Source organism: Paenibacillus sp. 10L310 (assembly GCF_056395745.1).
On sequence record NZ_JBFTKC010000004.1, the window covers coordinates 60,330 to 75,265 of the forward strand.

Annotated in this window: 12 protein-coding genes and 1 pseudogene; 8 read left to right on the forward strand and 5 right to left on the reverse strand. The window is 47.3% G+C overall.

The window, feature by feature from the left end:
* Window positions 1-75: 75 nt before the first annotated feature.
* Entirely contained in the window at window positions 76-1,887 is a 1,812-nt protein-coding gene (locus tag AC1DE7_RS12500) for a peptidoglycan D,D-transpeptidase FtsI family protein (RefSeq protein WP_339284011.1), read from the forward strand.
* Here the strand turns inward: AC1DE7_RS12500 and AC1DE7_RS12505 are convergent.
* Window positions 1,866-3,062, reverse strand: coding sequence for an AI-2E family transporter (locus AC1DE7_RS12505; RefSeq protein WP_339284009.1), 1,197 nt, complete (start codon window positions 3,060-3,062; stop codon window positions 1,866-1,868). The two genes, AC1DE7_RS12500 and AC1DE7_RS12505, sit on opposite strands and share 22 nt — an antisense overlap.
* A gap of 174 nt (window positions 3,063-3,236) precedes the next feature.
* On the opposite strand from AC1DE7_RS12505, the gene AC1DE7_RS12510 reads away from it, so the two are divergent.
* Window positions 3,237-4,640, forward strand: coding sequence for a polysaccharide deacetylase family protein (locus tag AC1DE7_RS12510; protein ID WP_477534466.1), 1,404 nt, complete (start codon window positions 3,237-3,239; stop codon window positions 4,638-4,640).
* A gap of 85 nt (window positions 4,641-4,725) precedes the next feature.
* On the opposite strand, the gene ilvD is transcribed toward AC1DE7_RS12510, so the two are convergent.
* From ilvD to AC1DE7_RS12525, 3 genes and pseudogenes are all read right to left on the reverse strand, one after another.
* Window positions 4,726-6,411: a dihydroxy-acid dehydratase gene (ilvD, locus tag AC1DE7_RS12515; RefSeq protein WP_036616973.1), complete on the reverse strand. Its 1,686-nt coding sequence runs from the start codon at window positions 6,409-6,411 to the stop codon at window positions 4,726-4,728.
* A 317-nt stretch (window positions 6,412-6,728) separates the two neighbouring features.
* Window positions 6,729-6,971: pseudogene (locus tag AC1DE7_RS12520) on the reverse strand (KGG domain-containing protein); the annotation flags it as partial.
* Window positions 6,972-7,094: 123 nt separating this feature from the next.
* Window positions 7,095-8,135 (reverse strand): acyltransferase family protein, encoded by a 1,041-nt coding sequence (locus AC1DE7_RS12525; protein ID WP_477534467.1) that lies wholly within the window; start codon window positions 8,133-8,135, stop codon window positions 7,095-7,097.
* Between the two features lie 222 nt (window positions 8,136-8,357).
* On the opposite strand from AC1DE7_RS12525, the gene AC1DE7_RS12530 reads away from it, so the two are divergent.
* The 6 genes from AC1DE7_RS12530 to mgrA all read left to right on the forward strand — a co-directional run bounded on the left by AC1DE7_RS12530 (window position 8,358) and on the right by mgrA (window position 13,829).
* The gene (locus tag AC1DE7_RS12530; protein ID WP_405157781.1) at window positions 8,358-9,323 is read left to right on the forward strand and encodes a sugar kinase; all 966 of its coding nucleotides are present in this window, start codon (window positions 8,358-8,360) and stop codon (window positions 9,321-9,323) included.
* Window positions 9,324-9,411: 88 nt separating this feature from the next.
* A complete protein-coding gene (locus tag AC1DE7_RS12535; protein ID WP_017686833.1) occupies window positions 9,412-10,077 on the forward strand; it encodes a bifunctional 2-keto-4-hydroxyglutarate aldolase/2-keto-3-deoxy-6-phosphogluconate aldolase in 666 nt (221 codons plus the stop codon).
* 94 nt (window positions 10,078-10,171) lie between these two features.
* A complete protein-coding gene (locus tag AC1DE7_RS12540; protein WP_477534468.1) occupies window positions 10,172-10,936 on the forward strand; it encodes an alpha/beta fold hydrolase in 765 nt (254 codons plus the stop codon).
* A 64-nt stretch (window positions 10,937-11,000) separates the two neighbouring features.
* Entirely contained in the window at window positions 11,001-11,768 is a 768-nt protein-coding gene (locus AC1DE7_RS12545; RefSeq protein WP_477534469.1) for an HAD family hydrolase, read from the forward strand.
* 234 nt (window positions 11,769-12,002) lie between these two features.
* Window positions 12,003-12,743 (forward strand): NAD-dependent protein deacylase, encoded by a 741-nt coding sequence (locus tag AC1DE7_RS12550; protein ID WP_477534470.1) that lies wholly within the window; start codon window positions 12,003-12,005, stop codon window positions 12,741-12,743.
* Between the two features lie 78 nt (window positions 12,744-12,821).
* Window positions 12,822-13,829 (forward strand): L-glyceraldehyde 3-phosphate reductase, encoded by a 1,008-nt coding sequence (gene mgrA, locus AC1DE7_RS12555; protein ID WP_477534471.1) that lies wholly within the window; start codon window positions 12,822-12,824, stop codon window positions 13,827-13,829.
* A gap of 80 nt (window positions 13,830-13,909) precedes the next feature.
* On the opposite strand, the gene AC1DE7_RS12560 is transcribed toward mgrA, so the two are convergent.
* Entirely contained in the window at window positions 13,910-14,884 is a 975-nt protein-coding gene (locus AC1DE7_RS12560) for an AraC family transcriptional regulator (RefSeq protein WP_243391440.1), read from the reverse strand.
* Window positions 14,885-14,936: the final 52 nt, after the last annotated feature.

A 14,936-nucleotide genomic window follows, 5' to 3' on the forward strand; every position in this document is an offset into this window, starting at 1 on the left:
TTTTCTTTTTGTTTACCGGATAATTCCAATCCATATCAGCAATAATATGTCAAAACGACAAAAGGTGAGATTGGGATGCATCTCCTTGCGAAACGGCGAATCTATATAACTTGTATTCTTCTAACTCTTGTCTTTGGATTGCTTATATTACGATTGGGATGGGTTCAGATCGTTCTGGTGAATCAGACGATGCCTGGATTTCACCGAACGGTACGTGAAATGTCTGTATTGCAGCGTGAACGCGGGGTGATGCTTGACCCGGGGCGGGGACAATTTACGGATTACAAGGGTGAGGCGTTGACCGGTAAGCTGCAATGGGGACTGGTTTTTTTTCCACAGGCAAGTCCATTAGAGAAATTACGCAAGCAAAGGGTATTAGAAGGCTCCGAGATGATACAGTTGGCAGCTATATTACATACCGATCCGGATCAATTGAAGAAGGAATGGAATCAGGAAAGTATACCTCATTTCTGGACAGCAGGTACACATCAGCCTGTTCATTTGAACGCTGCCCAGGTGGAGCGCCTACGTAGTTTGCACCTGCAAGGAGCTGGCATCTATCCGATGATGACAAGATACCTTCAGGGGCATACAGGAATGCAGTGGATGGGTTATCTGGCTGAACAGCCTGAGTCCTCCAAAGTTCTAACTGGGCATCAGGATGAAGTAAAACAGCCATTTGCCATGAAATCAGGGGCAGCGGGACTGGAGAGGACACTTGAACCGCTGTTAAGGGGAATTGGCCCTACGCTTGTATCACGTATGGTCTCGGGTGGTGGGGAGATTATCCCTGATATTCAGCCGCACGTCATTGCACCAGCCAATAGCCATTATCCTTTACGTGTAGAAACCACAGTGGATGCTGAGTTACAGCGTGGGTTGGAGGGGTTGACGCAAGAATCTGGATTACAAGAAGGGGCCATTGTTGTGTTAGATGCCGCTAACGCAGATGTTCGCGCCATGATCTCCCGCCCTTTCTATCAGCCACAACATGTGGACCCTAAAAAATCGGCCTGGGGGAATCGTGCAATACAGGGAGCCGTACCGGGTTCTATTTTCAAAATTGTCACTGCGGCTGCCGCATTGGAGTATCATGCGGTTTCTAACGGAGAAGAATTCCATTGCGGTGGTGAGTACGGAAGATATGGGTTGTCTTGCTGGAAGGAGCATGGGCATGGAGAACTGAATCTGGAGCAAGCATTCGCTGAGTCTTGCAACATCGTATTCGCGGAAACGGCGCGCAGGCTTAGTATGGAACAACTGGAGAACATGGCTGATCGTCTGGGACTCGCGCGTCCGATTGGCTGGGAGGGGAAGCAGATGGCAGGAATGCCCGTGTTACGACATTTTGATCATGAGGATCACGGGCGTGTGAGAACAGAGGCTGTTTCTTCTGCTGATGAAGGTGCGAAAATACAGACAGCAATCGGCCAGCGCGATGTCTTGGTCACGCCGCTGCAAGCTGCCAATCTGATCGTTACACTGTTACATGATGGAAAAGTTAGTGCCCCACGTCTCGTTAAGCGCATTCGATATGCGGATGGTGGCACCATGCTGGAGATGCCCTTGCATGATTCACCTTCAGCATCAGGACAGATTGCTCCCGCAACAGCGCATAAACTGTTATCCTGGATGAATAAGGTAGTCCGTGAGGGAACAGGAAAATCCCTGCAGCGTGCACGGTGGCATGTTGCAGGGAAATCAGGTACAGCTCAAGTACAGAAACATGGAGAGAAGCGCAACAATCAATGGTTCATTGGTTATGGACCGGTCGAACAACCCAAATATGCTGTAGCTGTTCTTGTCCAAAATGTCTCTCCTGACAGCCAACATCAGGCGACGGCTCTCTTCAGGAAGGTGATGGACTATCTGGCGGAGTCCTCATGATCCTTCGCAGGAACGGGACGTTGTACAGTAGACTCGGCAGAATTCGCTGAAGCCTTACTAACGGGTGGGTCCATGACCAATGGAGAGGATTCAAATTCATCTTTTGGCAGGTGAATCCACTTTTGCAGGTATCCTTGTTGTAACAGTTCTTTCAGAAGGATCAGAAGCACTGGAGATAACACTACACCAGCCAGGCCAAAGATCGAAAGGGAGATCAGCATAAACGAAAGCATCAAGTACGCCGAAGATACACCAATCGAGTTACCCGATATTTTTGGTTCCAGCAACTGCCGTGTCAGCATCGTTACTGCCAGAATCACAATCAGGCCAATCGCCAGGCTACTATTGCCAATAATGAATAAGTAGACGATCCATGGAATAAATACAACAGGAACGCCAAGCAAGGGTACCAGATCAAAAACCGCACAGACTGCTGCAATGGTAAAGGCGTTAGAGGTTCCCAAAATCAACAAACCTGCATAAATCAATACAAACGTAATGAGCATCATGATCATCTGTGCCTTCAGATACGAGCGGATTGTCTTGAACACGTGATTACGCATGAATTCAATAGCTAACTTTAATGTTTTGGGCGTTTTCGCACGGGCGAACTTGCGCCAGGACTCAATCTCGATACTGAGGAAAAATGCCAGAATAATCGCAATTCCGAAGTTCGTAATAAACGAAGAGAATGAACTGAGGAAACCTACTACGAATTGCGCTCCGCTAGTTACCCATTTGGACAGGAACCCGGTCAGTGTTGCAAAATAATCATTCGCTTTTTCCATAACTCCATCAGGGAGAGCGTCTGACTTGTCCTGAATGAATAACACCAGATTGGTGAATTCACGTTGTATCATTTCAATGTATACGGGGAAATTATCTTGAAGATTGGAAATTTGTGAAATGATAATCAAGCCTACCCCAAAAAAGGCAGCGACAATTAATGCAAGAAACAACAAGACGGAGATGGCTGCTCCAAGTGTCTTGGGCAATCCTTTGCGATGTAAAAATTTGGCCAGCGGTTCAATCATCCAATACACAATGAATGATAGAAAGACCGGTGCAGCCACATGGTATAATTGACTGAAACCGTACATGATCACATACACGGTTAATACGAGCAATGCGATGTCAAAGACAGTTCGCCCGTATTTTTTGTAAAGCGGTAGCATGGACATGGCTCCTTTGATGGCAATAATTAGATTGTATTTATTGTACACGATAGCTATCTTTTTGGGAAAACAGGATTCAAGAAAAGTCTGAACTATGATAAAATTAAAGGCGGTTTATTTTAGATAGTGCCATAGTGCACCGTAATTCAGCAGGAGAAGTGGGGAGCTCGCAACATGACAACGATACTTCATAGTATCTTACTGTGGTTATTGTATCTTTCATCTTTTTACGCCTTTATTCCAAGTTTGATCAGCAGGCTTTTTGGTTTTCGTGTATTTCGACGGGGAAGAAGTGATACACAATTTGCATTAACGTTTGACGATGGGCCAGATCCACATTATACGCCAAGACTGCTCGATCTGCTTCGTCAGCATCAAGCAAAAGCCACATTTTTTGTCGTTGGAGAACATGCAGCGAGTCATCCTGAACTCATACAGCGCATACATGAGGAAGGTCATCTTATTGGCATTCATAATTATATTCACAAGACGAACTGGCTCATGCGGCCACGTACCGTTCGAGATCAGATTCAGCGAACAGGTCAGATTATTCATAAAGTAACCGGAGTGAAGACTTGTTATTATCGTCCACCGTGGGGGATTATGAATTTGTTTGATTTTTTCAGCAAGAAAGAACGAAAGATTGTACTGTGGTCTTCCATGTTTGAAGATTGGAGAAGCCGAGTAGGTGCCCAGAGATTGACTGAACGGATGCTGAAGGAACTGAGAGGCGGAGAGGTCATGCTGCTGCATGATCGAGGGACGACCCTTGGTGCTGATGCACACGCGCCGGAGCAGATGCTTCAGGCGCTGGAAGTCGTATTACAGGAAGCTGAACGGCTAGGCCTTCAAAGCGTACGCGTTGATACGTTGATGGGAGGTATCATAGTGAGCGAATCTCAGAACAAAACGCAATTACAGACACCATTGAAGCTATGGAAACGAATCGTTGTTGCCTTATGGTTGGGCTGGGAGAAGTTGTTCCACTGGGTATACCATCTACGGACGGCTTCGCCAGAGGACCCAATGCTGCACTTCAGATCACGTGTATATCACGGAGCACGGGTGGAGATGAATGATGGCCATGTCATTCAAAATGGAGATCCGGTGATAGAACTACATTTTGACAATCAGAAGTTGTTTGAACTTGGAGTGACGTCACGTTCCAGTATGCATTTGGCTATTCGCATGATTCGGACCATGGAACAGCAATTGCCGGATTTGGCACGCATGGTGGCACTCGAACCTGAGTTACGCTCTGCCAAGGCCATATACGGTGTGAGTATGATTAACAGAGGCCCAGAAAAATTCGGATTTACCATACAAGAATTGCCTCCTGGACCGTTCAGTGCTGCATCCAAAGTATACTTGAAGCTGCTGTTAAGTGTAATCCACCCGGCAGGAACCAAACGTTTGAAACAGCGTACTGAACAACTGGTACCCAAGATGATTGCCATGCCGCTGGATCTATTATTGGAACGTTACGGTCAACATACGATGCAGGTAGCAGCAACGGTAGAAGAATCCAGAGATGAATCGTTGTTAATTGAACAAGATATACTGCCAGAGCGGAACTAAACGGACTGATCACACCAACCAGCAAAAGAAAAGGGTTGCCCTTCGCCAGATTTGGCAGAAGAGCAACCCTTTATTTATTAGTGAATTAGATACTCAGTACGCCACCGTTGCTTGCATTGGTAACCAGTTTGGAATAACGAGCCAGGTAACCGGTTTTTACTTTCGGTTCAAAGCCTTTCCAACCTGCGCGACGACGTTCAAACTCTTCGTCACTGATGTGCAATTCGATGATACGGTTGTTCAGATCCAGCTCGATGATGTCTCCTTCTTCAACAAAGGCGATTGGACCACCCTCAGCTGCTTCCGGAGAGATATGTCCGATACTGATTCCGCGGGATGCGCCAGAGAAGCGTCCATCGGTGATCAGACCAACTTTGGCACCCAATCCCATACCTACGATCTGGGAAGTAGGAGCCAGCATCTCAGGCATACCTGGTCCACCTTTTGGTCCTTCATAACGGATAACAACAACATGTCCTTCTTTTACTTTGCCGTTAGCAATACCTTCGAGCGCTTGCTCCTGTGAGTCAAAGCAGATGGCAGGACCTTTATGGTATCCGCCAACCGAAGCATCAACTGCACCAACTTTGATGATAGCGCCTTGTGGTGCAAGGTTACCAAACAATACAGCCAGGCCACCTTTTTCGGAATGCGGGTTATCCAGGTGGTGAATGACATTTGTATCCTGAATTTCTTTTCCTTCAACGTTCTCACGGATTGTTTTACCTGTTACTGTAATGCAGTCACCATGAATTGCGCCTGGTTTCTTGAGCAATTCGTTCAGCACTGCGCTTACGCCGCCTGCATTGTGAACGTCTTCGATGTGAAGATCGGAAGCAGGTGCAAGTTTCGCCAGATGCGGAACGCGGTTCGCTACTTCATTAATACGTTCGATTGGATACTCGATACCTGCTTCATGAGCCAGTGCCAACGTGTGCAGTACTGTATTCGTAGATCCACCCATCGCCATATCCAGTGCAAACGCATTATCGATCGCTTCTACAGTTACGATATCACGTGGTTTCAAGTCCATTTTGATGAGTTCCATCAATTGGGTAGCGGATTGTTTAACAAACTCACGACGCTCAGGAGCAACGGCAAGGATGGTTCCGTTACCTGGCATAGCCAGTCCCATCGCTTCTGCCAGACAGTTCATGGAGTTTGCCGTAAACATACCGGAACATGATCCACATGTTGGACAGCCGAACTGTTCAAGTTCAAGCAAGCTCTTATCATCGATTTTACCTGCTTGGTAAGCACCTACACCTTCAAATACGGATGTCAGGGAAAGAGCTTTACCATTGCTGTCACGACCAGCTTTCATTGGTCCACCACTTACGAACAGGGTAGGGATGTTTACACGAAGTGCACCCATCATCATGCCTGGTGTGATTTTGTCACAGTTCGGGATACATACCATGCCGTCGAACCAGTGTGCAGATACAACGGTTTCCACGGAATCCGCGATAATGTCACGGCTTGGCAGCGAGTAACGCATACCAATGTGTCCCATGGCAATACCATCATCTACTCCGATGGTGTTGAATTCGAATGGAACGCCACCGGCTTCACGAATAGCATCCTTTACAATTTTACCGAATTCCTGAAGGTGGACGTGGCCGGGCACGATATCGATGTATGAGTTACATACGGCAATAAACGGCTTGCCGAAATCCTCTTCTTTAACGCCCGCTGCGCGGAGCAAACTCCGGTGTGGTGCACGGTCAAAACCTTTTTTGATCATATCGGAACGCATCTTCTTGGCTGACATGGTGTATTCCCCCCAAATATATAATATTGAGCAACATGAATGGAAAAGTAAATGGCAGTGCATCTGTCGTTTAATTTCATCCGTACTCTAAAAAAAAGGACCGGCATGCCGGTGTCGAGCTCCCCGTAGTTTGTGAAATTCTTTGCTGCTTTAAACCCGTGAACACCCGGTTTTTCTATTGAGTCTATCACAACCGTCGTCATATTTCTACAATCAATAGAAAGAAGCCTCAAACCATTTTCATGGAATTAGACTTCTTGATTTACGGGAAAGCTATGATCATGTTTCGATGTGGCGAGCGGAATTAATTAGTTGCTTCCGCCTTTGCGTCCAATCTCACGATAGAATTCCTTATTATGAGTTTCGGAGGTTGCTTCGCCGCCCTTGCGACCAATCTGCTTGTAAAAGTCAGTGTCATGGGCATCTGAAGTCGCTTCTCCACCTTTTTTTCCAATCATCTGGTAGAAGCTTCGGTCATGGTTCTTGGAAGTCGCTTTGCCACCTAATCTGCCAGCTTCCTCACGGCTCATCTTGTGTTCTGACGTCTGTTGACGTGCCATTACAAATCACTCCTTACAACGATAAGTTGTTTTTTGTAGCGCGTAACCCTAATTTACCACCTTATTTCCAGCCTGAAACAATTCACTAGGATAGAATCGATGGTGAAGAGATCCGTCAGAGAATTAGGCCGACCGTTTAAACACCTCATGACGATTGAAAGAAAAGCGGGATATATCTGGTTCAATTACGGGTTTGAACGTGTGACGTACAGCCGGCAGAGCCAGTGTGACTGCGAAGAGTATGGCAATGACAAGTATGACTGGAATATACGCCGAGCTTCCCATATAACTGTAGACTCCGGACCAGATTGCGAGACGAACGAGAAACCCATGCAGCAGGAACACATAGAGTGTGCGTCGTCCAAGGTCCGTCAGTCTGGAAGTCAAGGAAGGTACCCAAGCCAAGAACAGTGCTGCCGATGCGATTTCCAGCAAGTAGACACCCACCCGGAAGATGCCGGCATACCATTCGTGGTGACCCAGTTCGGCGTACGTCATGCTGCCGAGTAACCATCCGGATGAAATGTTCAAACCACCATACCCGATCCATACCAACAGTGCAGCAGATAGGATGGCTGCGGTTTTTCGCCCCCAACCGGATAATAAATGTGAACGGATGGTTGCTCCATAGTCATAACCGATGACAAAAAACGGCAAAAATACAAACGTACGGCTGAAGCTGAGCCAGAACCCGTCGATGGGCAAATACCCGGCAATTACACCAAGCGCAATCGATCCAATCAGCCGATATATCGGTTTCCAGGAAATCGTCAGACGAAGCAACAGTCGCCAACAGAAATGACTCGCGAGAAACCATAACAGCAAGTAAGGTGCAAAGAAGGATAGCCGCATATGGGGTGTGTGGAATACGGTAAAGTCCATCAATGCGTATAAGGACTGAAACAGTACATACTGTAGTGCAATCTGCTTCAGGACGTTTCGTCCAGATTCACCTTGGAGTGAGTGTGTCGCAAAATACCCGGTTACCCATACAAAGAGTGGCATGTGAAACGTATATATCCACAGGAACAGAGCTTCCGCTCCTGCAAAACGTGTAATGAGTGGTTCAAGTGCATTACCAGCTAGGACACAGACGATAAGCATAAAGCGCAGATTGTAAAAGAAAGATTCCTGATCATTCCGGATCAGTGTCTGATTTTTCATGGTGTAGCCCCCTTATAGACCCTGTTTGCAAGGTCATTTGCATCTGTAATAAGGGTAATATGGATGTTTATTATCCATTGTGATTTAATTCACATTAGTAAGCGTTATCTTTTATCAAAGCTGTGACAACAAAATGAACGCAACGGGATTGACAACGGTTGCATAGAGGATGACAATAGAAAAAGAAGATGAGGGAATGTAACTATAAGGAGGGAAGAAATCATGTCAACGAGTCCCTATCCAAGCCCGGAAATTATTACGTTTGGGGAGAGTATGGGTTTGCTGACTGCCAAGGATACAAGAGGGCTGGAATATGCAACCACACTGGACAAGTCTTTCGGGGGTGCTGAGAGCAATCTGGCTATTGGCGTATCCCGCCTGGGGCATACCAGTGGTTGGTTTGGACGCTTGGGCAATGATCCGATCGGCAGGATGATTCTGAAAGCCATTCGCGGTGAAGGCGTAGATGTATCCCGGGTAAGGTTGAGTGATCACGAGCCAACTGGTTTGATGATTCGTGAGAACGCTTCCGGGAAAGCCTCGGTGCATTATTATAGGAAGCTATCTGCTGCAAGTGCGATCACACCTGATGATCTGGATCCTGATTATATTGCCGGGGCGAAGATATTGCACGTTACGGGTATAACGGCAGCGATAAGCCCGTCCGGACTTGCTACGGTAGAGGCTGCCATACATATTGCCAAACAGGCAGGTGTGAAAGTAAGCTTTGATCCAAATTTGCGTCTCAAACTATGGTCTGCGGATGAGGCCCGTCCGGTTATACTGCGTTTAGCTGAACTGGCGGACTACTTTTTACCGGGTCTGGACGAGATGAAACTTCTATATAACGAAGAAAATGATCAAAAAGTACTTGAGCGTTTATCTGCCATGAATGCTGTGTGCATCGTGAAGGGTGGCCCTGATTTGACCTACGTATTGGCGAATGGTACCCTAACTGAAGTTCCGTACTTTAAGGCGGATAATGTTCTGGATACGGTAGGAGCAGGAGACGGATTCTGTGCGGGATTTTTATCGGGTTTATTAAAAGGATACTCCCCGCAGGAAGCAACCCGTCTCGGCAATTTGACCGGTTCCATGGTTATACAGGCTGTTGGCGATTGGGAGGCGCTCCCGACGTGGGGGCAGGTCGAGGCCAAGCTGAACAACGTTGCCCATGTTGAGCGTTAGTCGCTGCTGAAATCATATATGGCTCATCTTCGTTCTTAAATGTAAGGCTTGTATACACAACCACCACATTGACAAGGGAGAGAATGAAATGAAGAAGCTTCAGCTGTTGCAAAAGATTACGGACAATGGGGTTGTTGCAGTTCTGCGTGCAGATTCTGCGGATCAAGTCATTGCCATGGCCGAGCAAGCGATTGCGGGTGGCATTAAAGTTATCGAGATTACGATGACAGTACCCAGTGCACTCAAAGCCATTGAAAAATTAAGCCGTGTATATCATTGGAACACACAAGATCCAGAGAAATTCGCGATTATTGGTGCGGGAACGGTGCTTGAACCGCAAACGGCGAGAGCGGCCATCATGTCGGGTGCCGAGTTTGTAGTTGGGCCTTCCCTGAATCCGGATACGGTTCAGATCTGCAACCTGTATCGAATTCCGATTCTGCCTGGTGTGATGACGATTGCTGACGTTCAACGCGCATTGGAACTTGGCGTGGACATTGTGAAGTTGTTCCCGGGTAATCTGTATGATCCTTCGATTATCAAAACGATGAAGGGCCCTATGCCACAGGCGAATTTTATGCCAACTGGCGGGGTATCCTTGTCTAATCTGGGGGATTGGATCAAGGGTGGGGCAGTGGCTGTAGGGATCGGCTCCGACTTGACATCGGAAGCTGTGAAGACGGGTGACCTGAGTCATGTCCGTCGCAAAGCGGAACAATATATGGATGCTTACCGCAAGGCCAAGGCTGAATAATATTTTTTCAATTCGTAGAAGGGGAGCCTGATAAACAAAGGCTCCCAATTCTGTGAGCCGCGGCACCTGCGGAAGTGAAGAAAGGTGATTAACGTTGAGAAATCGGTATAATACAGGGCGCAAGAAGAGGGGCATCGGGAAATTCCTGCTCGTACTTCTGGCGCTCATTGTCATTGGATGTGGATTTGTTGCATGGAAATTATTCACACCATACGGTCCACAGGAAACAGCTCAAACAGCTATGGAAACAGCCAATCCGGTGACGGTGAGTGAACAAGAGAACTGGATTGATTTTGTGCCAGATAAACCGACGGGGAAAAGTGTGCTTTTCTACCCTGGTGGACTGGTAAAACCGGAAAGTTATGCACCACTTGCGCATGAGCTGGCTGCTGCGGGTCATCACACGATTATTGCCAAGATGCCAGTTAACCTGGCAGTGCTTAAGCCAAACTTGGCAGATGAGATTCTGGCCGCATATCCGGACGAACAATTTGTTATGGGTGGACACTCTCTCGGCGGGTCGATGGCTGCACGTTATGTAGCCGCACATCCTGATGCACTTCACGGGATCTTCTTCTTGGCATCTTACCCGGATGAAAAAGGAAGCGTAAAGTCACTTGGAATACCTGCTTTATCTATTCTGGGTACTAAAGATGAAGTCGTGAATGCTACGAAGTATCAGAGTGGACGGATGTATCTTCCAGAAGACACGGTATATTACACCATTGAAGGTGGTAACCACGCCCAGTTTGGTGATTATGGTCATCAAAAAGGAGATGGCGAGCCGGAAGTGAGCGGGGAAGAACAGCTGAATCAGACGGTCAAGACTGTACTCGCTTGGTTAAGTACCATGAAGTAGGTTTTGATTATTCTGCATTAAGGGTTGAATGCATTTATAGCATAACTTAATGGAGGTGATATGGATGACCATGCTTCAAGTGAATGGAGTGCAGATCCCATGTAAAGGGATCCTGTTCGATAAAGATGGAACACTGCTGGAATTCCTTCAGCTATGGGGGCCGTGGGCAGAGACGTTGCTGAGTCAGTTACAAGCACGTATGAATGAGCTTGGAGCTTCATTTACGGTTGAACGGGAGCACGTCTTAGGCACCATTCATAATGCAGAAGGTCACATTGTCGGCTATGATCCGCAAGGCCCGCTGGCCATTGCGACTGTGGATGAGTGTACGGGATTGCTTGCCGGGCAACTATATGCAGCAGGCATACCATGGAATGAAGCGATCACAACGATACGCCAATTTTCAAGCGAGGCCATGAAATCGGTAAGAGAGCGCAAATCGGCTGAACCGATGCCAGGATTACTTGCTTTCTTACAAAGTTGCAGGGCAGCAGACATACCTCTGGCAGTCGTCACTTCAGACAGTACAGCGGCAGCAGAAACACATCTGGGTTGGATGGGGATACGTTCCTTTTTCACCTCCATTGTGGGCTGTGATCGGGTGACCCAGGGCAAACCGGATGGAGAAGCAGCACTCTTGGCTTGCCGTGAATTACATATCGATCCTGCGGAGGCAGTTGTAATTGGAGACAGCAATGGGGATATGCAGATGGGGCGGCACGCAGAAGTATCCTATACGCTCGGTTACTGTCCGCAGTTAGATCAAGGATCTCACCTGGTTGATGCCCATGCCATTATTCGTCATTATAATGAGATAAGCGTGATTATATAAGTCACCCTGGTCTAATTAAACTATATAAATTGAACTAAACATTTACACAAAACGGAGAGGACAGAAATAACCTGAAGAAACAGAGTGGTCGCCTTTATCCTCGGATTTTTTCCTTTAGAAAGGAATCAAAAAAATCTGTGGATAACAGCGATCGGAAGGTTGTTCTGTCATCGTAGTGGCCAGTGTAAATATTATTTAGTTCAATTTATATAGTAAACAAAAGGAGGAGAGAGGATGAACGCAACAGAACAACTGGCTGCCTGGATTCAGGAAAGCTCCCGGATTGTTTTTTTCGGAGGGGCCGGAACTTCAACGGAAAGCGGGATTCCCGACTTCCGCTCGGCTGCGGGTCTGTATCAGACGGAGCAACATTCGCCTTATCCACCGGAAGAGTTATTAAGCCGACATTTTTTTGATCAACATGCCGATATTTTTTATGATTTTTATCGTGGCAAAATGCTTCATCCAGATGCGGAACCGAATGGGTGCCATCGACTATTGGCCCGTTTGGAGCAGGAGGGAAAACTTCAGGCAGTGATCACGCAAAATATCGACGGACTACATCAGAAGGCAGGCAGTAGCAATGTTTTTGAGCTTCACGGTTCAATTCATCGTAATGCCTGCATGGATTGCAAGCAGTTTTATACGCTGAATGATATTATACAGTCCCAAGATACCGTGCCTCGCTGTAACACATGTGGTGGTGTGATCAAACCGGATGTGGTGCTGTACGAAGAGGAGCTGGATCAGACGACATTGTATCGTTCCATTGATGCACTGTCTTCTGCAGATCTGTTACTCGTGGGAGGCACGTCACTGACGGTATATCCGGCGGCCCAGTTAATTACGTATTTTCAGGGAAAACATACCGTTCTGCTCAACGCTACACCTACCGCTTACGACAGCAGGGCTGATTTGCTGATTACAGAGCCGATTGGTGAGGTAATGAATAATGTGGACCAGCTTCTTGGTTGAACGTATGGACTGAATAACCGCATTCTCCGGTATAGACCGGATACAAGAGGCGGAACCTGGGGAAAGAAGGGATTCATAATGGTCTACGTAGCAAGCGATACTCGCTATGAAACGATGAAATATAACCGCGTTGGACGTTCAGGTTTGAAACTGCCAGCGATTTCACTGGGGCTGTGGCATAATTTTGGCGGTATTAATAACGCTGAGAATGGCCGTAATATGATTACCCGATCATTTGATCTGGGTATTACACATTTTGATCTTGCCAACAATTATGGCCCACCGGCAGGTTCGGCAGAGCAGTTATTTGGACAGGTACTGGCCCAGGATCTGAAACCTTATCGTGATGAACTGGTGATCTCCACCAAAGCGGGGTATCATATGTGGCCCGGACCGTATGGCGAGTGGGGTTCACGCAAAAATCTGGTATCCAGTCTGAATCAGAGCTTGAAGCGTATGGGCCTGGATTATGTAGATATTTTCTATTCACATCGTTATGATCCCGAAACACCTTTGGAAGAAACGATGATGGCACTGGATCATATTGTTCGCTCGGGCAAAGCCCTTTATGTGGGGATATCCAACTATCCCGCAGAGCAGACAAGACAGGCTGCCGAAATTCTGAAAGGTCTGGGTACGCCTCTGTTAATCCATCAACCGAAATACTCGCTGCTGGACCGCTGGATTGAAGATGGTTTGCAGGACGTGCTGGATGAGTATGGAACAGGTAGTATTGCATTCTGTCCATTGGCACAAGGTGTGCTCACGAACAAATACTTGAATGGTATCCCGGAAGACTCACGTGCCAAAGGACCGTCGGTATTCCTGAATGAAAACAACATCTCTCCAGAGACGCTCCGCAAAGTGCGTGCGCTGAACCAGATTGCAGCAGCCCGTGGTCAGAGTTTGGCCCAATTTTCACTCTCATGGGTGCTGCGTAATGGCAGGGTAACTTCTGCGCTGATTGGCGCAAGTCGTCCTTCCCAGATTGAAGAGAATGTGGCTACACTGAGCCAATTGGATTTCTCTACAGAGGAATTGGAACGGATTGAATCCATCCTGTCTCCAGAGCCTGATGACAAATAAATAAAGTGCAAAAGGTGCATCTTAGCCATAATGGCGGAATGCACCTTTTTTTGTCATACGTGTTCCGTCCGTTGTGTTGCTCACCGTTTGATTTGTTGAGCATTCTGCTGTAACCCCTGATGTAGTGGACGGGACAATATTTTCTCTCGATACAAGCTAGGCGCTTCACCGTGAAATCGTTTGAACTGTTTGGAGAAATATAGCGCGTCTGGCAGTCCAACCGATGCAGATACCTGTTCGATGGACAGATCCGGGCGTTCTCTCAGGAGTTGGCGCGACTTGTCGATCCGTAGTTTTAGCAGATAGGTGACTGGTGAAAGGCCGGTTTCCTGTTTGAAAATACGGGATAAATACGCGCGGTTGTATCCAAGACTCGCAGACATTTGTTCAATGGAGACAGGATAGGCATATTGGGTAGACATATATTGAATCATCTGTTTCACCGTACGTCGGATGGAGGATTCACCTGGAATTAAGGTTTGGCCCTGCGAAAGGTGATTCTGTGCTTCGGCTAGAATCATATATAACGTACCCAGTGATGTGAAATGGGAGCTTTCTTTGCGCTCGGCAAAAGCATCCTGCATCACGGATAGCCAATCGGATATCCCACAGGATGGTCCAGCATGAAAAACGGACTTCTCCGGGCGGAACCCGGCTTCCTCGGTATGTTGGCCCGCCTGGCTGCCTGTGAAGGCAATCCAGCGATATTGCCATGGGTTGCGGGCGTGAGACTGGTAACTTACCAGTTGCCCAGGATGAATGAGGAAACAATCACCTGCGGATAACTCGTAGGTGTGCAGTTCGGTACGGAACGTACCCGCCCCTTTTTCTACATAATGCAGCAGATAATAATCAAACAATTTAGGACCGAGGGCGTGACCCGGAAGGGTCTGGCTTGCTCCGGCAAACAGGACATGCAGTGCGCCTTGTTCATAATAGACCGGATTGGAGGCAACCGAATAACTGAGTGCTCCGCTTTTACCGGAAGGTGATTCCTGTATTTTTTCGTTAGAAGATGCAAGGGATTCTTTCTTGGGGTTGGATTGATCTGACATGGTCGTTTCCTTCTTTCCGGGATGCTCCGATCATTATACGCCTTAAGGTCAC

Excerpts from the sequence above, each read along its gene's own strand:
- AC1DE7_RS12500 (WP_339284011.1), top strand. The coding sequence starts at position 76 with ATGCATCTCCTTGCGAAACGGCGAATCTATATAACTTGTATTCTTCTA.
- AC1DE7_RS12505 (WP_339284009.1), bottom strand. The coding sequence starts at position 3,062 with ATGCTACCGCTTTACAAAAAATACGGGCGAACTGTCTTTGACATCGCA.
- AC1DE7_RS12510 (WP_477534466.1), top strand. The coding sequence starts at position 3,237 with ATGACAACGATACTTCATAGTATCTTACTGTGGTTATTGTATCTTTCA.
- ilvD (WP_036616973.1), bottom strand. The coding sequence starts at position 6,411 with ATGTCAGCCAAGAAGATGCGTTCCGATATGATCAAAAAAGGTTTTGAC.
- AC1DE7_RS12525 (WP_477534467.1), bottom strand. The coding sequence starts at position 8,135 with ATGAAAAATCAGACACTGATCCGGAATGATCAGGAATCTTTCTTTTAC.
- AC1DE7_RS12530 (WP_405157781.1), top strand. The coding sequence starts at position 8,358 with ATGTCAACGAGTCCCTATCCAAGCCCGGAAATTATTACGTTTGGGGAG.
- AC1DE7_RS12535 (WP_017686833.1), top strand. The coding sequence starts at position 9,412 with ATGAAGAAGCTTCAGCTGTTGCAAAAGATTACGGACAATGGGGTTGTT.
- AC1DE7_RS12545 (WP_477534469.1), top strand. The coding sequence starts at position 11,001 with ATGACCATGCTTCAAGTGAATGGAGTGCAGATCCCATGTAAAGGGATC.
- AC1DE7_RS12550 (WP_477534470.1), top strand. The coding sequence starts at position 12,003 with ATGAACGCAACAGAACAACTGGCTGCCTGGATTCAGGAAAGCTCCCGG.
- mgrA (WP_477534471.1), top strand. The coding sequence starts at position 12,822 with ATGGTCTACGTAGCAAGCGATACTCGCTATGAAACGATGAAATATAAC.
- AC1DE7_RS12560 (WP_243391440.1), bottom strand. The coding sequence starts at position 14,884 with ATGTCAGATCAATCCAACCCCAAGAAAGAATCCCTTGCATCTTCTAAC.